Source organism: Pseudomonas solani, assembly GCF_026072635.1.
Taxonomy (GTDB): domain Bacteria; phylum Pseudomonadota; class Gammaproteobacteria; order Pseudomonadales; family Pseudomonadaceae; genus Metapseudomonas; species Metapseudomonas solani.
Map to the genome: position 1 here is coordinate 913,994 of NZ_AP023081.1, position 16,887 is coordinate 930,880.

Below are 16,887 nucleotides of genomic sequence, written 5' to 3' on the forward strand. Positions count from 1 at the left end.
GATGGAGAAGGGACATGGAATACAAAATCAATTTCGGCATCGATGCCAGCGAGCTCCAGCTCCTTGAAAAGCAGGAATACAAAATCGTCACATTCCAGAAACCGGGCAGTACCCACAACCCGGCCTGGTGCGTACTGACACCCCCGGCGCCGCACACGTGGATCGACTTCGACGCCGGTTACAACCTCTACAAGGGCTACAAGACCGGTGAGGGCTTCGTGCCTGTCCAGGTAGATACATCGGAGCTGGGGCCTTCGCCCCACGAGGCACTGCCCCTGACGGAGCGGGACGGCCTGGGAAAAGACAAGGTGGACTGACCCGCGCAGCAGAAACGAAAAAGCCCCTGGCGACCACTCGCCAGGGGCTTTTCATTGCCGTTCAGTTTAGAGCGGCTTGCCGCGGTTGCCGTGGGCGGCGACGAAGGCCTGGATGGTCTTCAGGTCGTTGGCCAGGACGGTGCAGCGTTCTTCGCGCTGGAACAGGTCGGCGAGGTGCGGCGGCAGAGCCGGGACCGCGTCGATACCGGCCTTCTCCACCGCTTCCGGGAACTTGACCGGGTGCGCGGTGCCGAGGGTGACCATGGGAATGGACAGGCTGCGACGGCACTCGCGGGCGGCGCGTACGCCGATGGCGGTGTGCGGGTCCAGCAGCTCGCCGCATTCCTTGTAGACCTCGGTGATGGTCTCGCAAGTCTGCTCGTCGTTGACGGCCAGGGAGTCGAACAGCTTGCGTGCTTCGGTCCAGCGGTCGTCCTCGACGCTGAAGCCGCCGCCCTGCTTGAAGGTGTCCATCAGCCCGGCGATGGCGGCGCCGTTGCGGCCGTGCAGGTCGAACAGCAGGCGCTCGAAGTTGGACGAGACCATGATGTCCATGGACGGCGACAGGGTCGGGTGCAGGGTGTCCTTGACGTAGCGGTTGCCGCTCATGAAGCGGTGCAGGATGTCGTTGCGGTTGGTGGCGACGATCAGCTGGCTGATCGGCAGGCCCATGTTGCGCGCCAGGTAGCCGGCGAAGATGTCGCCGAAGTTGCCGGTGGGCACCGAGAAGGCCACGGAACGGGCCGGGCCACCCAGCTGCAGGGCGGCGTGGAAGTAGTAGACGATCTGGGCCATGATCCGCGCCCAGTTGATCGAGTTGACCGCGACCAGGCGGGTGCCCTTGAGGAAGCCCTGGTCGGCGAAGCTGGCCTTGACCATCTCCTGGCAGTCGTCGAAGTTGCCTTCCACGGCGATGTTGTGGATGTTCTCACCGAGGATGGTGGTCATCTGCCGGCGCTGCACCTCGGACACACGGTTGTGCGGGTGCATGATGAAGATGTCGACGTGCTCGCAGGCCTTGCAGCCTTCGATGGCGGCCGAACCGGTGTCACCGGAGGTGGCGCCCATGATCACCACGCGCTCGCCGCGCTTGGACAGCACGTGGTCGAGCAGGCGGCCCAGCAGCTGCAGGGCGAAATCCTTGAAGGCCAGGGTCGGGCCGTGGAACAGCTCCAGCACCCACTCGTTGCCGTTCAGCTGGCGCAGCGGCGCCACGGCGTTGTGGGCGAAGACGCCGTAGGTCTCCTCGAGGATCTTCTTGAAATCGGCATCGGCGATGCTGCCGGCAACGAACGGGCGCATCACGCGGAAGGCCAGCTCGTGGTACGGCAGGCCGGCCCAGGAGGCGATCTCTTCCTGGGTGAAGCGCGGCAGGTTTTCCGGTACGTAGAGGCCGCCGTCGCTGGCCAGGCCAGCCAGCAGCACGTCTTCGAAGTTCAGGGCCGGGGCCTGGCCGCGGGTACTGATATAACGCATTTCTTCAAACCTTCGGTTCGAGCTTGAAGCTTGAAGCTTGAAGCTTGAAGCAGTGCGGCTTCCGGCTTTCGGCTTCCAGCTTCCGGCTCCTGATTAATTGAGCTGTTCGACGCGGATGCGGACTACGCTGCCGACCACGTCGTCGAGGGCTTCCAGTGCGGCGATGGCGTCGTTAACGCGCGCTTCGACGACCCGGTGGGTAACCAGGATCATCGGCACCAGTCCGTCCTGCTCTTCGACTTCCTTCTGCATGATGGATTCGATGTTGATGCCGCGCTCGGACAGGATGGTGGCCACCTGGGCCAGTACGCCCGGGTGGTCCTTGGCCTGGATGCGCAGGTAGTACGCGCTCTCGCAGGCGTCGATCGGGAGGATCGGGTGGTCGGACAGCGAATCCGGCTGGAAGGCCAGGTGCGGTACGTGGTTCTCCGGGTCGGCGGTCAGCGCGCGGACCACGTCCACCACGTCGGCGACCACGGCGGAAGCGGTGGGCTCCATGCCGGCGCCGGGGCCGTAGTAGAGGGTGCTGCCGGCGGCGTCGCCATTGACCATCACGGCGTTCATCACGCCGTTGACGTTGGCGATGAGGCGGTCGGCCGGGATCAGGGTCGGGTGCACGCGCAGCTCGATGCCCTTGTCGGTACGACGGGCCACGCCCAGGTGCTTGATGCGGTAGCCCAGGGCCTCGGCGTAGTTGACGTCGGCGCTGGTGAGTTTCGAGATGCCTTCGGTGTAGGCCTTGTCGAACTGCAGCGGGATGCCGAAGGCGATGGAAGCGAGGATGGTCAGCTTGTGCGCGGCATCGATGCCTTCGACGTCGAAGGTCGGGTCGGCTTCGGCGTAGCCCAGGGCTTGCGCTTCCTTGAGCACGTCATCGAAGGCACGGCCTTTTTCGCGCATCTCGGTGAGGATGAAGTTGCCGGTGCCGTTGATGATGCCGGCCAGCCAGTTGATGCGGTTGGCGGACAGGCCTTCGCGGATCGCCTTGATCACCGGGATGCCACCGGCGACGGCAGCTTCGAAGGCGACGATGACGCCCTTCTCACGGGCCTTGGCGAAGATTTCGTTGCCGTGCACGGCGATCAGCGCCTTGTTGGCGGTGACCACGTGCTTGCCGTTCTCGATGGCCTTGAGCACCAGGTCGCGGGCCAGGGTGTAGCCCCCGATCAGCTCGATGACGATGTCGATTTCCGGGTTGTCGGCCAGGGCGAAGATGTCGGCGGTAATGGGGGTGGTACCGGTTTCACACTTCGGGTTGGGGCGACGAGCAGCGATCTGGGCAACTTCGATTCCACGCCCGGCGCGGCGGGCAATCTCCTCGGCGTTGCGTTTGAGTACGTTGAAGGTGCCGCCACCGACGGTCCCCAGGCCACAGATGCCTACTTTTACCGGCTTCACGCTGAACTCCCCATCTTCACTGCGAAAAACGGCCGGGCATGGTCCCGGCCGTGGAAAAGAGCCGCACTTTACGAAGCGGCTGATTTTTGGTCAATCGATGTGATACGCGCAGAGCCCGTGTTACTTGGCTTCCAGGGCGATCTTGGCCAGTTGCGGGGCCGGCTGGTAGCCCGGGATCATCTGGCCGTTGCCGAGGACGATGGCCGGCGTACCGTTGACGCCGATCAGCTGGCCCAGCTCGAACTGCTTGGCCACCGGGTTATCGCAGGTGGCCGAGGGGAGCTCTTCGCGGGACTTGGCCTTGTTCATCGCCGCCTGGCGGTCCTTGCTGCACCAGACGCTGACCAGGCTGTTGTAGCCGTGGCTGCCGAGGCCCTGGCGCGGGAAGGCGACGTAGCGCACTTCGATGCCACGACGGTTGAGCTCGGGAACTTCGCTGTGCAGTTTCTGGCAGTAGCCGCAATCGGTGTCGGTGAACACGGTGATGTGCGCCTTGGCCGGCTCCTTGGGTGCGAAGACCACCATCTCGCTTTCGGGGATGGCGTTGATCTCCTTGGCGATGGAGCGGCTCTCGGACTGCTCGGTGAGGTTCACCGGCTTGCCGTCCTTCACGTGGTACAGGTAACCCTGCATCAGGTACTGGCCGTCGGCGCTGGTGTAGAGCATGCGACCGCCCTTGAGCTGCACCTGGTAGATGCCGCTCATGGGGCTTTCGCCGATGGACTCGATGGGCAGGCCCAGTTCAAGGCCGCTGAGGGTCTTGCGGATGGCCTGGTCCGGATCGTCGGCAAGGCTGAAGGTGCTGACCAGGCCAAGGGCCATGGCTGCGAAAAGACGGGTCACGCGCATGGTTACTCCTGTGGAGCGGGGACATTCGGGCGGATGCCGAAGATTATCACAGAAGCCCCGAAGCACCGCGCCATAGAGCCGAACGGAGGTGCGGCGGGGATATCCGGTGCATGCAGGGCGCGTGCGATGGCCTTTTTCCGGCTCAGCCGCGCGGGTGGTGGCGGGCGTGCAGGTCCTTGAGGCGGGCCTGAGCGATGTGGGTGTAGATCTGCGTGGTGGAGAGGTCGGCGTGCCCCAGCAGCATCTGCACCACCCGCAGGTCGGCACCGTGGTTGAGCAGGTGGGTGGCGAAGGCGTGGCGCAGGGTGTGGGGCGACAGCGACTTGACGATGCCGGCGACCTTGGCCTGATGCTTGATGCGGTACCAGAAGGTCTGCCGGGTCATCTGTTCGCCGCGCTGGCTGGGGAAAAGCACGTCGCTGGGCTTGCCGTCGAGCAGGAAGGGCCGCGACTCGCGGACGTAGCGCTCGATCCAGGCGATGGCTTCTTCGCCCAGCGGCACCAGGCGCTCCTTGCTGCCCTTGCCGAAGACCTTGACCACGCCCTGGCGCAGGTTGACCTGTTCCAGGGTCAGGCCCACCAGCTCGCTGACCCGCAGGCCGCAGGCGTAGAGCACTTCGAGCATGGCGCGGTCACGCAGGCCGATGGGGTCGTCCAGTTCGGGGGCGTCGAGCAGGGCTTCGACGTCCGCCTCGGACAGCGACTTGGGCAGCGGGCGCCCGAGCAGCGGCAGGTCCACCTGCAGGGTGGGGTCTTCGATGATCAGCCCCTCGCCCAGCAGGAAGCGGTAGAAGCCCCGCGCCCCGGAGAGGAAGCGCGCGGTGGAGCGGGCCTTGTAGCCCTGCTCCAGGCGCCAGGCGAGGTGGTCGAGGATCAGGTCGCGGCCGGCGTGCTGCAGGCTCGCGCCGCGCTCCACCGCCCAGGCGTTGAAATGCGCCAGGTCGCTGCGGTAGGCGGAGCGGGTGTGGGGCGAAAGACCCTTCTCCAGCCACAGGGCGTCGAGGTAACGGTCGATCAGGGGGTGGTCGAGGGCAGGCATGACGGAACGCTGGCGGGATGAACGGCGTCTAGTCTTCCACAAGCGCCCCGACCTTCACCAGCGACAAGGAGTCCTGATGGACGAAACCGCAATCCTCCTCGCCCTCGGCGGCATCGGCCTGGCCGCCCTCGGCAGCCAATGGCTGGCCTGGCGCCTGCGCCTGCCAGCCATTCTCTTCCTGCTGCTCTCGGGCATTCTCGCCGGGCCGGTGCTGGGGGTGCTGGACCCGCAGGCGCTGTTCGGCCCGCTGCTGTTCCCCCTCACCTCCCTGGCGGTGGCGCTGATCCTCTTCGAAGGCAGCCTGACGCTGCACCTTTCCGAGTGGAAGGAAATCGGCACCGTGGTGCGCCGCATGGTGACCCTGGGCGCGCTGGTGACCTGGGCGGTGATCGCGCTGGCAACGCACCTGCTGCTGGGTTTCGCCTGGGACCTGGCGCTGCTGTTCGGCTCGCTGACCCTGGTCACCGGCCCCACGGTGATCGTGCCGATGCTCCGCGTGGTGCGCCCGCGCAGCTCCATCGCCAACATCCTGCGCTGGGAGGGCATCGTCATCGACCCCATCGGCGCGCTGCTGGCCGTGGTGGTGTTCAGCTTCATCGTCAGCCGCGACCAGGGCGGCTGGAGCCAGAGCCTGGCGACCTTCGCCAGTGTGATCGCCTGCGGCTGCCTGCTCGGCGCCTTCGGCGGCTGGGCCTTCGGCACGGTGCTGCGCCGCCATTGGCTCCCCGAGTACCTGCACAACCTGGCGGCCCTGGCCGCGGTGCTGGGGGTGTTCATCGGCGCCAACCTGCTGGTGCACGAATCCGGCCTGCTGGCGGTGACTGTGATGGGCATGGGCCTGGCCAATATGCGCGGGGTGGATATCAAGCCGATCCTGCACTTCAAGGAAAACCTCAGCGTGCTGCTGATTTCCGGGCTGTTCATCCTGCTCGCGGCGCGCCTCGACCTGGCCGCGCTGATCGCCCTGGGGCCGGCGACGCTGGCGCTGCTGGCGGTGATCCAGTTCATCGCCCGGCCATTGAATGTCGGTCTCTGCACCCTCGGCTCGCCGCTGGGCTGGCGCGAGCGCGCGCTGCTGGCCTGGATCGCACCACGGGGAATAGTCGCCGCAGCGGTATCGGCGATCTTCGCCCTGCGCCTGCAGCAGCATGGCAATGACCAGGCGCACCTGCTGGTGCCGCTGACCTTCCTGGTGATCATCGGCACCGTGGTGCTGCAGAGCGCCACCGCGCGCCCGCTGGCGCGCCTGCTGAAGGTGGCCGAGCCGGCCCCGGCGGGCTTCCTGATCATCGGTGCCAACCCGGTGGCGCGGGAGATCGGCAAGGCCCTGCAGCACCTGGGCAGCCGCGTGCTGCTCACCGATTCGAGCTGGGAGAACATCCGCGCCGCGCGGATGGACAACCTGCCCACCTACTTCGGCAACCCCACCTCGCAGCACGCCGATGCGCACCTCGACCTGGTGGGGCTGGGCCACCTGCTGGCGCTCTCCCCTTCCAGTGAGATGAACGCCCTGGCCTGCATGCGCTTCCGCCACGACTTCCCGGCGCTGCGCCGCTTCACCCTGCCCAGCGGTGCGGAAAGCCGGCGCACCGACAAGCACCGCGCCAGCGACCAGGTGCGTGGGCGGGCGCTGGGCTCGCCGGCCCTAAGCTACCCGCAGTTCGCCAGCAAGCTCAGCCGGGGCGCGGAGATCCGCACGACCACCCTGACCACGAACTTCGACTGGGACGCCTACCGGGCCCTGAACGGTGACCAGGCGGTGCTGCTGTTGGCCCGTGACCCGCGCGGCTGGGTGCACCTGGCCAGCACGGAGGCGCCCCTGAAACCGGAGGCCGGCTGGAGCCTGGTGGCGCTGGTCGAGGAAGGCGCCCAGGCGCCTGCGAGGCACGGCGAGGAGGCTACGTCCTAGGCACATGGACAGGCGGTCATGTAAGCCTATCCTTTGTTTGGTGACAGCCTCTTCCTACGGGAGGATGATTTCACCTTGCCACCACTCCACCGGTCACCCCCATGTCGAATCAGCAGAAATCACGCCTTGGCCAGATCCTGGTCAACAAGGGACTGATCACCAGCCAGCAGCTGGACGCTGCCATCAAACTCCAGCTGACCAGCGACAAGCGTCTTGGCGAGGTGCTGATCGAACAGGGCCTGCTGAGCCGCCGGCAACTCGACCGGGCCTTGAAGAAACAGAGCAATCTGCGCCTGGCCGCGACCCTTGTGGCGGCGCTGATGAGCCCCTTCCAGATGGCCAGCGCCGACATCCAGCAGACGCCCAGCGCCATCAGCCAGCAGCACACGCCCAAGGGCCTGCGCCCGCTGAGCGACGCCGAGATGAGCGACGTCAGCGCCCAGGGCCTGGACGAGGTGCTGCAGGGCCTGTTCGTGCAGGCCGAAGGCGGGGATGGCATCGCCACGGTGAAGGCCTTGAGCCGCCTGGTGATGCCGGTGCTGGACAGCCTGGAGGCCGAGACCTCGATGAAGGACGTGGTCTACGACACCCGCAACATGCGCTCGACCATCAATCCCGATGGTTCGATCAACGTGCGCCTGCCCAGCTCCATCGGCGAGCTGCGCTTCGACAATGTCCGCGTCGCCGGCGCGCCACAGAACCAGAGCTTCGGCAGCCTGACCCTGAGCAACATCGACCTGTCCCAGGCCTCGCTGAAGATCGCCCTGCGCCACTGACCCACTCCTGCGAGCCGGATCAGGCCGCCTGTTCGATGGCCGATTCCGGCAACACCGGCACCGGACGCTTCTCCTCGTCGATGGCGACGAAGCTGAACACCCCGGTGATGGCCTTCTCGCGGCCGTTCTCGTACATGCTTTCGACGAACACCTCCACCTCGACCTTGAGGCTGGTGTTGCCCACCTTCACCACGCGACCGACCAGCTCGACGATGGAGCCGGCGGGAATGGGGTGTTTGAAGTCGATGCGGTCGGTGGAAACGGTCACCAGCGGCAGTCGGCAGAAGCGCGTGGCGCAGATGAAGGACACCTCGTCCATCCAGGCCAGCGCAGTGCCGCCGAACAGGGTGTTGTGATGGTTGGTGGTCGGCGGGAATACCGCCTTGGTCACGCGGCTTTCGGACAAGGCGGTGCGCCGGGCGATCTCTTGCTCTCTCGGGGTCATGCCACTACTACCTGAATACAACCCAATGTGGCTGCCACTCGTGCGACGTCTGTTGTCGTTGTTGTGCGCTTGCGAACGGGCAGAACGGCTCCCGCTGGCCGCCGATCGCAGCACCTTCACGGGAGTTGCCCAGGGACCTGGCCCTGCGGCGGCGCGATTATTCCACAGCCCGGTGCACCCGGCAGCACCCTTGGCCAGCAGGCCCGACGTAACGCCATCCGGCTGCCACCCCGGATCGCCGCACGAGACGACTCCGGCCAGCCGGGCGTGTTCCTCGGCGCCAGGAGCACTCGGTGTAAGCCCTCGCCACCATCACACGACAGACGCTTCCTAAGCCCTCCTGAGGGTGATTTTGTGCGATTCGGAATGAGCTATTTTCCGCTACCGCCGCTGCCGTTCGCCCTCGGCGGCCCTCGTGGATCCGGCAAAAGGAAAGCCCCATGCACAGATCGCCACTCGCCCGCCCCTTGCTGGGCGCCCTGGCCGGCTTCCTCCTGACCCTGCTCGCGCCTCCCCTATCCGCTGACGAGCAGTTGCCACTGCTCAGCCGCCCATTGCCCACCGATGCCAAGGCCACCCTGGAGCTGCAGGACTGGCGCTGGCTGCGGGACAAGCGCGAGCTGCGCCTGGGCATAGGCGCGGACCTGCCCCCCTTCGACATCACCAGCAGCGGTCGCGACTTCGAAGGCCTCACCGCCGACGTCGCCGGCGTGATAGCCGACAAGCTCGGCATCGACATCAAGGTGCTGCGCTTCCGCAACCGGGAAGAGGCCCTGCTGGCGCTGGTGGATGGCCGCATCGACCTGCTCAGCGCCTCCAACACCTACGAGACGGCCAATCGCCAACTGCTGCTCAGCGACACCTACGCGCCGGACCAGCCGGTGCTGGTCAGTCGCGATGACGAGCGCCGCCCGCTGTCGCCCGGCCTCAACGGCATGCACCTGGTGATGCCGGCCGACTACCAGCCCCTGGAGAAGATCCGCGCGCACTATCCCCTGGCACGGGTCAGCACCGAACCCGACCCGCGCTCGGCCCTGCGCGCCGTGGCCCTGGGCCGCGCCGACCTCTACCTGGGTGACCTGGTGATGGCCAACTACCTGCTCAACCAGACCCAGGCCGGCCGCCTGCGCCTGGCCGGCTACAGCAAGATGCCCAGCAGCGGCTTCGGCTTCGCCATGCGTAGCGACCAGCCCGAGCTGCTGAAGGTGATCAACGCCGCACTGGCCAGCATCCCGCCGGAGCGCCAGGGGCAGCTGCTCAAGCGCTGGAGCGGCGGCAACGGCCCGCTGCTGTCCGAGTCCAACCTGGTGTTCACCCAGCAGGAGCAGCGCTGGCTGCTGTTGCATCCGGTGCTGCGCATCGCGACCTTCGGCAACCTGTCGCCGGTGAGCTTCTTCGACAGCGACGGCAACTACCACGGCATCACTGCCGACGTCCTCGATCAGGTGCGCATGCGCACGGGGCTGCGCTTCGAGATCATCCGCACCTCCAGCCAGGAGGAGATGGTGGAGAAGCTGAAGGCGGGTGAGGCCGACCTGATCGGGGCGTTCAATCCGGCGGCCAGCACCACCGATGACCTGGCCTACACCCGCCCCTATATGAACGCCGGGCTGGTGATTGTCACCCGCCGCAGCGATACCCGCTCGGTGGACCTGGAGTCCCTGAATGGCAAACGCGTCGCGCTACCCCGCACCCCGCAGTTGGTGAAATGGTTGCTGGCCAGCTATCCCCGCCTCGTGCCCCTGGAGTACGACTCGATGCACGAGGCACTGACCATCACGGCGGATGGGGGCGCCGATGCGGCGATCCTCCCCGGCACGGTCGCCGAGCACCTGGTCCAGCGCTTCTTCGACGAGCGCCTGTGGATATCCGATGTGGTGCCCCAGCAACTGGAGTCCACGGTATTCGCCCTGCGCCGTGGCGACCTGGAGCTGCTGTCGGTGCTCGACAAAACCCTGGTCAACATTCCGCCGGACGAGCTGGCGGTGCTGGTCAACCAGCGTTGGCGCTCCACGGTGGAGGTGGCCAAGCCCGCCTGGCGCGATTATGAAAGGCTTATCTACCAGGTGAGTGGCGTGGTGGGCCTGCTACTTAGCGTGTCGTTGATCTGGAACGCCTACCTGCGACGCCAGATGAAACTGCGCGCCAGCGCCGAGCGGGCATTGAACGATCAATTGCAGTTGATGGAGACGCTGATCAACGGCACGCCCCACCCCATCTATGTGCGCGACCGGGACAACCATCTGCTGCTGTGCAACGACAATTACCTGGAGGCGCTCTCCATCGAACGGGAGCAAGCCATCGGCGCACCGCCTCTGGACGGGCTCTTCGGTGACGACAGCTGTTCACCGCAGATGCTGGAGGACTACCACGCGGTGATGGAAAGCGGCCAGGGCATGCAGGCCGACCACCACCTGAGCCAAAAGGGGGAGCCCTTCAGCATCTATCACTGGATCGAGCCGTTCCGTGATTCCCGGGGGATCATCAGGGGCGTGGTCGGTGGCTGGATCGATATCACCGAACGCCTGCGCCTGGTGGCCGACCTGCAGGAAGCCAAGGAGCGCGCCGATGAGGCCAGCCGCGCCAAAAGCACCTTCCTCGCCACCATGAGCCATGAGATCCGCACGCCGATGAACGCGGTGATCGGCATGCTCGAACTGGCCCTGCAGCGCGCCGACCAGGACCACTTCGACCGCCAGGCCATCGAAATCGCCCACGACTCGGCGAACAACCTGCTGGAGCTGATCGGCAACATCCTCGACATCGCCCGCATCGAGTCCGGGCGCATCAACCTGAGCCCCGTGCGCTGCAACCTCCGCGAAGAGGTCGAGGCGGTGGTGCGGGTATTCGACGGGCTGGCGCGGCAGAAGAGCCTGGCCCTGAGGCTGGAGTTCGACCCCAAGGCAGGCGTCGACGTACTGCTGGACCCATTGCGCTTCAAGCAGGTGCTGTCCAACCTCGTCAGCAATGCCATCAAGTTCACCGAACGCGGCCGGGTGACTCTCAAGGTTGCCGCCCAGGCAATCGCGAACAAGCGCCTGGAGCTGACGCTGCTCGTGGAGGACAGCGGCCAGGGCATCGAGCCCGAGGACCTGGAGCGACTGTTCCAGCCCTTCAGCCAGGGCCAGCAGCAGCCCAACAACACCATCGGCGGCACCGGCCTGGGCCTGGTCATCAGCCGAACCCTGTGCGAAATGATGGGTGGCAGCATCGAGATGACCAGCCGGCCCGGCCACGGCACCTGCGTGACCGTGGAACTGGCTCTGCAGATACTCGACCCGCTGCCACGCAAGGAAGCGAGCCCGGTTGCGCAGATCGCCGCACCCCAGCAGAGCCTCGACGTACTGGTGGTGGACGACCACCCGGCCAACCGCGAACTGCTCAAGCAGCAGCTGATCTTCCTCGGTCATCGGGTCAACGAGGCCCATAACGGCGCCAGCGGCCTGGAGCTATGGCAACGGCAGCAATTCGACCTGGTGATCAGCGACTGCAACATGCCGATCATGAATGGCTACGACCTCGCCCGGGCCGTTCGCAATCTCGAGCGCCGCGACGCACTGACACCCTGTCGCTTCATCGGCTACACCGCCAACGCACAGAACGAGGAGCACGAACGCTGCCGCCAGGCGGGCATGGACGCCTGCCTGTTCAAGCCGATCAGCCTCGGGGAACTGGCGGCCCAGTTGGTCGGCATCGCGCCACGGGCCGTCTTGACCGCGCACATGCCCGCCGCCTGCAACCTGAAGGAATTCGAGCGGTTGGCTGGACGCGACCCGGCGCTGCGCATGCGCCTGCTGGATACCCTGCTGGACAGCAACCGTAACGACATGGCGTTGATGCAGGGCTTTCTCGACGACGGCGACAGGCAGGCAATCGCCGAGGTGGCGCACAAGATCAAGGGCGCCGCGAAGATCGTCCATGCCGGCCCGCTCATCGCCTGCTGCGAATCCCTTGAAGCACTCTGCGAGGCAGAAGGCAGCGAAGACGAACTGCTCGCCGAAGTCGCCGCGCTGCGGGCGGAACTGGAGCGCCTGGAACACAGCCTGCTGGGCGAGATGAGCACGGCCTGATTTCGCCGGCGCAACCGGCAGCGCTTTCTTCGGCCCAACAAAAAGCCCGCCGCGGTTTCCCGGGGCGGGCTTTTGAGGGAAGCAGTCCTTAGACCAGCTTCTCCTTGATGCGAGCTGCCTTGCCGGACAGGTCGCGGAGGTAGTACAGCTTGGCCTTGCGCACGTCACCGCGGCGCTTGACGCTCAGGCTGTCAACCAGCGGGGAGTAGGTCTGGAAAGTACGCTCTACGCCTACGCCGTTGGAGATCTTGCGAACGGTGAAAGCGCTGTTCAGGCCGCGGTTACGCTTGGCGATGACAACACCTTCGAAGGCCTGCAGACGCTGACGGTCGCCTTCCTTTACTTTCACTTGCACGATCACGGTGTCGCCGGGGGCGAAAGCCGGGATCTCTTTGTTCATTTGTTCAGCTTCGATTTGCTGAATGATCTTGTTGGTCATCGCTGCGCTCCTAAGACAAGCCACCGGCCTGCCATCGATACGTTAACTATCGTCCCGCTGACGGATGTATTCCGCCAACAGCTTCTTCTCTTCTCCAGAAAGCGAGCGGCTATCCAGAAGATCGGCACGACGTTCCCAGGTCCGACCAAGGGACTGCTGCAAACGCCAACGCCGGATGTGTTCGTGGTTGCCACTAAGCAACACATCAGGAACACGCTTGTCCGCGTACACCTCAGGCCGGGTGTAGTGCGGGCAATCGAGGAGGCCGTCCGTGAACGAGTCTTCCTCTGCGGAGTCCGCATGGCCCAGTGCACCGGGCAACAACCGCGTCACCGCGTCGATCAGCACCATTGCCGGCAGCTCACCGCCGGACAATACGTAGTCGCCAATCGACCATTCTTCGTCGACGTGCTCTTCGATGAAGCGCTCGTCGATACCTTCGTAGCGACCGGCGATCAGAATCATGGATTCCGATTGCACCAGTTCGCGCACGGCCTCCTGCTTGAGCTGGCGGCCCTGCGGCGAAAGGTAGATCACCTTCGCCTGCTCCCCGGCCGACGCCTTGGCTGCTGCCAGGGCCCGCTCCAGGGGCTGTATCTTCATCACCATGCCTGGGCCGCCGCCGAAGGGCCGATCGTCCACCGTCTGGTGGCGGTCCTCGGTGAAGGTCCGCGGGTTCCAGCAGGTCAGCTTGAGCAGACCCTGCTTTACCGCTCGGCTGGTAATGCCGTATTCGCTGATGGCGGCGAACATCTCCGGAAAGATGCTGATGACCTCGACCTGCATGCTTTTCATGTCATGCAACTCAGAAGTCAGCGTCCCAATCCACCCGCATCTCGCCTGTTTCCAGGTCGATCGTCAGCACGCATTGCGCCGTATAGGGCAACAGGCGCTCACGATCATCGAGGCTGCCGGGGCAGGGCTTGACCACCATCACGTCGTTGGCGCCGGTCTCCAGCAGATGATCGACGACGCCGAGCAATTGCTCCTGCTGGTCGATGACCTTGAGACCTTCCAACTGATGCCAGTAGTACTCGTCACCTTCGAGTTCCGGCAGCTCGCTGCGGGGCACGCAAATGTCGAAGCCCGCGAAAGTACGAGCGACTTCGCGATCATCGAGCCCCTTCAGCTTTGCTACCAGGACCTTGCCGTGCAAGCGTCCACTGGCCACTTCGACCTGCTTTACCTCGTTGTCGCGTTTAAGCGTCCAACGGCGGTAATCGAGCACGTTATCCAGCGGATCGGTAAAGGAATACACCTTCACCTCGCCCCGTACGCCATGCACCGAAAAGATCTTGCCAAGAACGATGAGGTCCTCGGCCTGTGCCGGCGTCGTGCTCATAAAGTTGCTTAGGCAGCAGCCTTGGCAGCTTCCTTCAGCAGCTGAGCAACGCGCTCAGACGGCTGGGCGCCCTGGCTCAGCCAGTAGGTGGCGCGCTCTTGATTCACGGAGAGCTTCACTTCGGCACCCGAGGCGACCGGGTTGAAGAAACCGATACGCTCAACAAAGCGACCATCGCGCGCATTGCGGCTGTTGGTCACGGTCAGGTGGTAGAAGGGGCGCTTCTTGGAGCCGCCACGAGCAAGACGGATGGTTACCATTGAACTTCGTTCCTATAGGTCGGTGCTTTTCAAGCTGTGCACACACATGGGCCATGGGCCCGAAAGGCCGCATATTCTAAGGATTATGCGGCCGATTGCAAATCTCTTTTACCAGCCACCTGTCGGTGGTCGCTGCAAACCGCAGATTTCAAGCTGCCGGAGGCCCGGCAACTGATCGCTTGCAGCGCTTTCACTTACATCTTCGGCATGCCGCCGCCGGGGAACATGCCGCCCATGCCGCGCATCATCTTGGCCATGCCGCCCTTGGCGGTGACCTTCTTCATCATCTTCTGCATCTGCTTGTGCTGTTTGATCAGCCGGCCGACGTCCTGCACCTGGGTGCCGGAGCCGAGGGCGATACGGCGCTTGCGCGAGCCACTGATGACTTCAGGGTCGCGGCGCTCCAGCGGCGTCATCGAGTTGATGATCGCTTCCATCTGCTTGAACTGCTTCTCCGCCGCGCCCTGGGCATTGCCCATCTGCGCGAGGTTGACGCCACCGAGCATGGGCAGCTTGTCCATGAGGCCGCCGAGGCCGCCCATGTTCTTCATCTGCTGCAATTGGTCGCGGAAATCTTCGAGGTCGAAGCCCTTGCCCTTCTTGATCTTCTTCGCGAGCTTCTCGGCCTTCTCGCGGTCCATGCCCTGCTCGGCCTGCTCGATCAGGCTGAGCACGTCACCCATGCCGAGGATGCGCGAGGCGATGCGGTCCGGGTGGAAGGGATCGAGCGCTTCGCTCTTCTCGCCCATGCCGAGGAATTTGATCGGCTTGCCGGTGATGGCGCGCACGGAGAGCGCGGCACCGCCACGGGCGTCACCGTCGACCTTGGTCAGCACCACGCCGGTGAGCGGCAGCGCTTCGCCGAAGGCCTTGGCGGTGTTGGCGGCGTCCTGGCCGGTCATGGCGTCGACCACGAACAGGGTTTCCACCGGCTTGATCGCCGCGTGCAGCGCCTGGATCTCGGCCATCATCTCGCCGTCGATGTGCAGGCGGCCGGCGGTGTCCACCAGCACCACGTCGATGAACTTCAGCTTGGCTTCGCGGATCGCGGCCTCGGCGATGTCCACCGGCTTCTGGCTGATGTCGGAGGGGAAGAAGGTCACGCCGATATCGGCGGCCAGGGTTTCCAGCTGCTTGATCGCCGCCGGGCGGTAGACGTCGGCCGACACCACCAGCACGGACTTCTTCTTGCGCTCCTTGAGGAAGCGCGCGAGCTTGCCGACGGTGGTGGTCTTGCCCGCACCCTGCAGGCCGGCCATCAGCACCACGGCGGGCGGGGCGGCAGCCAGGGACAGGTCTTCGTTGGCCACGCCCATCAGCTCGATCAGCTCGGCCTGGACGATCTTCACGAACGCCTGGCCCGGCGTCAGGCTCTTCGATACCTCGGTACCGACGGCGCGTTCCTTGACCTTGTTGACGAAGTCCTTGACCACGGGCAAGGCAACGTCGGCCTCGAGCAGGGCCATGCGCACTTCACGCAGGGTGTCCTTGATGTTGTCCTCGGTCAGCTTGGCCTTGCCGGTGACATGGCGCAGCGTCTGCGAGAGGCGGTCTGTAAGATTTTCGAACATGCACGTTCCTTTCAGGTTCGTCCGAACCGAGGGTGAGCTTGCGGCAAGCGGCGGATTATAGCGAAGTGTCGCCAGCGCCGACACCGCCTGCGGTCTTTCGTGAGCCCCCTCATCTGTGCCAAACTCAGCGCCTTTCGGGCTTGCCTTACAAGGACTTATGCACCCTCTGCTGCCCAGCCTCCTGGCTGCCTTCCTTTATGCCGGCGCCACCACCTACCAGGGCCTGCGCCTTCGCCAGCGCACCACGCCGGACAAGCGCCTGCTGGTTCTGGTCGGCTCCCTGGCACTCGTCGCCCATGCGCTCAGCCTTTATATCCAGCTGATCACCCCGGTGGGCCTGACCCTCGACTTCTTCAACGCCGCCAGCCTGATTGCCGCAGCCGTGATCTTCCTCACACTGCTGGCCATTGCCCGGATACCGGTGGAGAACCTTCTCCTGCTGCTGCTGCCACTGGGAATGCTGACCGTCCTGCTGGCCGCCTTCGCCCCCTCCGGGACGGTGCAGGCGATCGACGAGGAGCCAGGCATCCTGGCGCATATCCTGCTGTCGATCCTGGCCTACGGCATGCTCACCATCGCCGTGTTCCAGTCGCTGCTGCTGCTGCTCCAGGACCACCAGCTCAAGCACAAGCACCCCTCGGGACTGATCCGCAACTTCCCGGCACTGCAAACCATGGAGAGCCTGCTGTTCGGCTTCCTCTGGGCCGGCTGGTCCCTGCTGTCGCTGTCGTTGCTCTCCGGCTGGCTGTTCGTCGACAACCTGTTCGCCCAGCACCTGGCGCACAAGACCATCCTGTCGTGCATCGCCTGGGTGGTGTTCGCCGTACTGCTGTGGGGCCGCCACCAGCTCGGCTGGCGCGGGCACAAGGCCATCCGCTGGACCCTGGCGGGCTTCTGCCTGCTGATGCTTGCCTACTTCGGTAGCAAGCTGGTCCGCGAATTCATCCTGCATATCTGAGATGCCCATCGACGGCTTGATCGCCGGGCTGCTGCTCG

At 65.1% G+C, this 16,887-nt stretch carries 15 protein-coding genes; 5 read left to right on the forward strand and 10 right to left on the reverse strand.

Going from position 1 to position 16,887, the window contains the following annotated elements; all coding sequences use genetic code 11:
• Window positions 1-14: 14 nt before the first annotated feature.
• A complete protein-coding gene (locus PSm6_RS04305; RefSeq protein ID WP_021217087.1) occupies window positions 15-317 on the forward strand; it encodes a hypothetical protein in 303 nt (100 codons plus the stop codon).
• 66 nt (window positions 318-383) lie between these two features.
• Here the strand turns inward: PSm6_RS04305 and thrC are convergent, their stop codons facing one another.
• The 4 genes from thrC to xerD form a co-directional block, all read right to left on the reverse strand.
• Window positions 384-1,793, reverse strand: coding sequence for a threonine synthase (gene thrC, locus PSm6_RS04310; RefSeq protein WP_021217088.1), 1,410 nt, complete (start codon window positions 1,791-1,793; stop codon window positions 384-386).
• 93 nt (window positions 1,794-1,886) lie between these two features.
• The gene (locus PSm6_RS04315) at window positions 1,887-3,191 is read right to left on the reverse strand and encodes a homoserine dehydrogenase (protein WP_021217089.1); all 1,305 of its coding nucleotides are present in this window, start codon (window positions 3,189-3,191) and stop codon (window positions 1,887-1,889) included.
• 120 nt (window positions 3,192-3,311) lie between these two features.
• On the reverse strand, window positions 3,312-4,040 hold the full coding sequence (locus PSm6_RS04320; protein WP_021217090.1) for a thioredoxin fold domain-containing protein: 729 nt from the start codon (window positions 4,038-4,040) through the stop codon (window positions 3,312-3,314).
• Between the two features lie 142 nt (window positions 4,041-4,182).
• On the reverse strand, window positions 4,183-5,079 hold the full coding sequence (gene xerD, locus PSm6_RS04325) for a site-specific tyrosine recombinase XerD (protein ID WP_021217091.1): 897 nt from the start codon (window positions 5,077-5,079) through the stop codon (window positions 4,183-4,185).
• Window positions 5,080-5,155: 76 nt separating this feature from the next.
• Between xerD and PSm6_RS04330 the strand changes: the two genes are divergently transcribed.
• Complete coding sequence (locus PSm6_RS04330; RefSeq protein WP_265169651.1) at window positions 5,156-6,988, forward strand: cation:proton antiporter; 1,833 nt, start codon at window positions 5,156-5,158, stop codon at window positions 6,986-6,988.
• A 101-nt stretch (window positions 6,989-7,089) separates the two neighbouring features.
• On the forward strand, window positions 7,090-7,764 hold the full coding sequence (locus PSm6_RS04335) for a cyclic di-GMP-binding domain-containing protein, MshE-related (protein WP_265169652.1): 675 nt from the start codon (window positions 7,090-7,092) through the stop codon (window positions 7,762-7,764).
• A gap of 19 nt (window positions 7,765-7,783) precedes the next feature.
• Here PSm6_RS04335 and PSm6_RS04340 read toward each other — a convergent pair whose 3' ends face one another.
• Window positions 7,784-8,209, reverse strand: coding sequence for an acyl-CoA thioesterase (locus tag PSm6_RS04340; RefSeq protein ID WP_021217094.1), 426 nt, complete (start codon window positions 8,207-8,209; stop codon window positions 7,784-7,786).
• 440 nt (window positions 8,210-8,649) lie between these two features.
• On the opposite strand from PSm6_RS04340, the gene PSm6_RS04345 reads away from it, so the two are divergent.
• Entirely contained in the window at window positions 8,650-12,279 is a 3,630-nt protein-coding gene (locus tag PSm6_RS04345; protein WP_265169653.1) for a transporter substrate-binding domain-containing protein, read from the forward strand.
• A gap of 88 nt (window positions 12,280-12,367) precedes the next feature.
• On the opposite strand, the gene rplS is transcribed toward PSm6_RS04345, so the two are convergent.
• From rplS to ffh, 5 genes are all read right to left on the reverse strand, one after another.
• Entirely contained in the window at window positions 12,368-12,718 is a 351-nt protein-coding gene (gene rplS, locus PSm6_RS04350; protein ID WP_043240180.1) for a 50S ribosomal protein L19, read from the reverse strand.
• A 42-nt stretch (window positions 12,719-12,760) separates the two neighbouring features.
• The gene (gene trmD, locus PSm6_RS04355; protein ID WP_043240177.1) at window positions 12,761-13,513 is read right to left on the reverse strand and encodes a tRNA (guanosine(37)-N1)-methyltransferase TrmD; all 753 of its coding nucleotides are present in this window, start codon (window positions 13,511-13,513) and stop codon (window positions 12,761-12,763) included.
• A gap of 10 nt (window positions 13,514-13,523) precedes the next feature.
• Window positions 13,524-14,060, reverse strand: coding sequence for a ribosome maturation factor RimM (rimM, locus tag PSm6_RS04360; protein WP_021220790.1), 537 nt, complete (start codon window positions 14,058-14,060; stop codon window positions 13,524-13,526).
• A gap of 8 nt (window positions 14,061-14,068) precedes the next feature.
• A complete protein-coding gene (gene rpsP / locus PSm6_RS04365; protein ID WP_021220791.1) occupies window positions 14,069-14,320 on the reverse strand; it encodes a 30S ribosomal protein S16 in 252 nt (83 codons plus the stop codon).
• A 194-nt stretch (window positions 14,321-14,514) separates the two neighbouring features.
• Window positions 14,515-15,891: a signal recognition particle protein gene (gene ffh / locus PSm6_RS04370; protein WP_021220792.1), complete on the reverse strand. Its 1,377-nt coding sequence runs from the start codon at window positions 15,889-15,891 to the stop codon at window positions 14,515-14,517.
• Between the two features lie 157 nt (window positions 15,892-16,048).
• Between ffh and PSm6_RS04375 the strand changes: the two genes are divergently transcribed.
• Complete coding sequence (locus PSm6_RS04375; RefSeq protein WP_021220793.1) at window positions 16,049-16,849, forward strand: cytochrome C assembly family protein; 801 nt, start codon at window positions 16,049-16,051, stop codon at window positions 16,847-16,849.
• The last annotated feature ends 38 nt before the right edge of the window (window positions 16,850-16,887 follow it).

Bases quoted from the DNA above. Each gene is read 5' to 3' on its own strand.
- PSm6_RS04305 (WP_021217087.1), top strand. From the start codon at position 15: ATGGAATACAAAATCAATTTCGGCATCGATGCCAGCGAGCTCCAGCTC.
- thrC (WP_021217088.1), bottom strand. From the start codon at position 1,793: ATGCGTTATATCAGTACCCGCGGCCAGGCCCCGGCCCTGAACTTCGAA.
- PSm6_RS04320 (WP_021217090.1), bottom strand. From the start codon at position 4,040: ATGCGCGTGACCCGTCTTTTCGCAGCCATGGCCCTTGGCCTGGTCAGC.
- xerD (WP_021217091.1), bottom strand. From the start codon at position 5,079: ATGCCTGCCCTCGACCACCCCCTGATCGACCGTTACCTCGACGCCCTG.
- PSm6_RS04330 (WP_265169651.1), top strand. From the start codon at position 5,156: ATGGACGAAACCGCAATCCTCCTCGCCCTCGGCGGCATCGGCCTGGCC.
- PSm6_RS04335 (WP_265169652.1), top strand. From the start codon at position 7,090: ATGTCGAATCAGCAGAAATCACGCCTTGGCCAGATCCTGGTCAACAAG.
- PSm6_RS04340 (WP_021217094.1), bottom strand. From the start codon at position 8,209: ATGACCCCGAGAGAGCAAGAGATCGCCCGGCGCACCGCCTTGTCCGAA.
- PSm6_RS04345 (WP_265169653.1), top strand. From the start codon at position 8,650: ATGCACAGATCGCCACTCGCCCGCCCCTTGCTGGGCGCCCTGGCCGGC.
- rplS (WP_043240180.1), bottom strand. From the start codon at position 12,718: ATGACCAACAAGATCATTCAGCAAATCGAAGCTGAACAAATGAACAAA.
- trmD (WP_043240177.1), bottom strand. From the start codon at position 13,513: ATGAAAAGCATGCAGGTCGAGGTCATCAGCATCTTTCCGGAGATGTTC.
- rimM (WP_021220790.1), bottom strand. From the start codon at position 14,060: ATGAGCACGACGCCGGCACAGGCCGAGGACCTCATCGTTCTTGGCAAG.
- rpsP (WP_021220791.1), bottom strand. From the start codon at position 14,320: ATGGTAACCATCCGTCTTGCTCGTGGCGGCTCCAAGAAGCGCCCCTTC.
- ffh (WP_021220792.1), bottom strand. From the start codon at position 15,891: ATGTTCGAAAATCTTACAGACCGCCTCTCGCAGACGCTGCGCCATGTC.
- PSm6_RS04375 (WP_021220793.1), top strand. From the start codon at position 16,049: ATGCACCCTCTGCTGCCCAGCCTCCTGGCTGCCTTCCTTTATGCCGGC.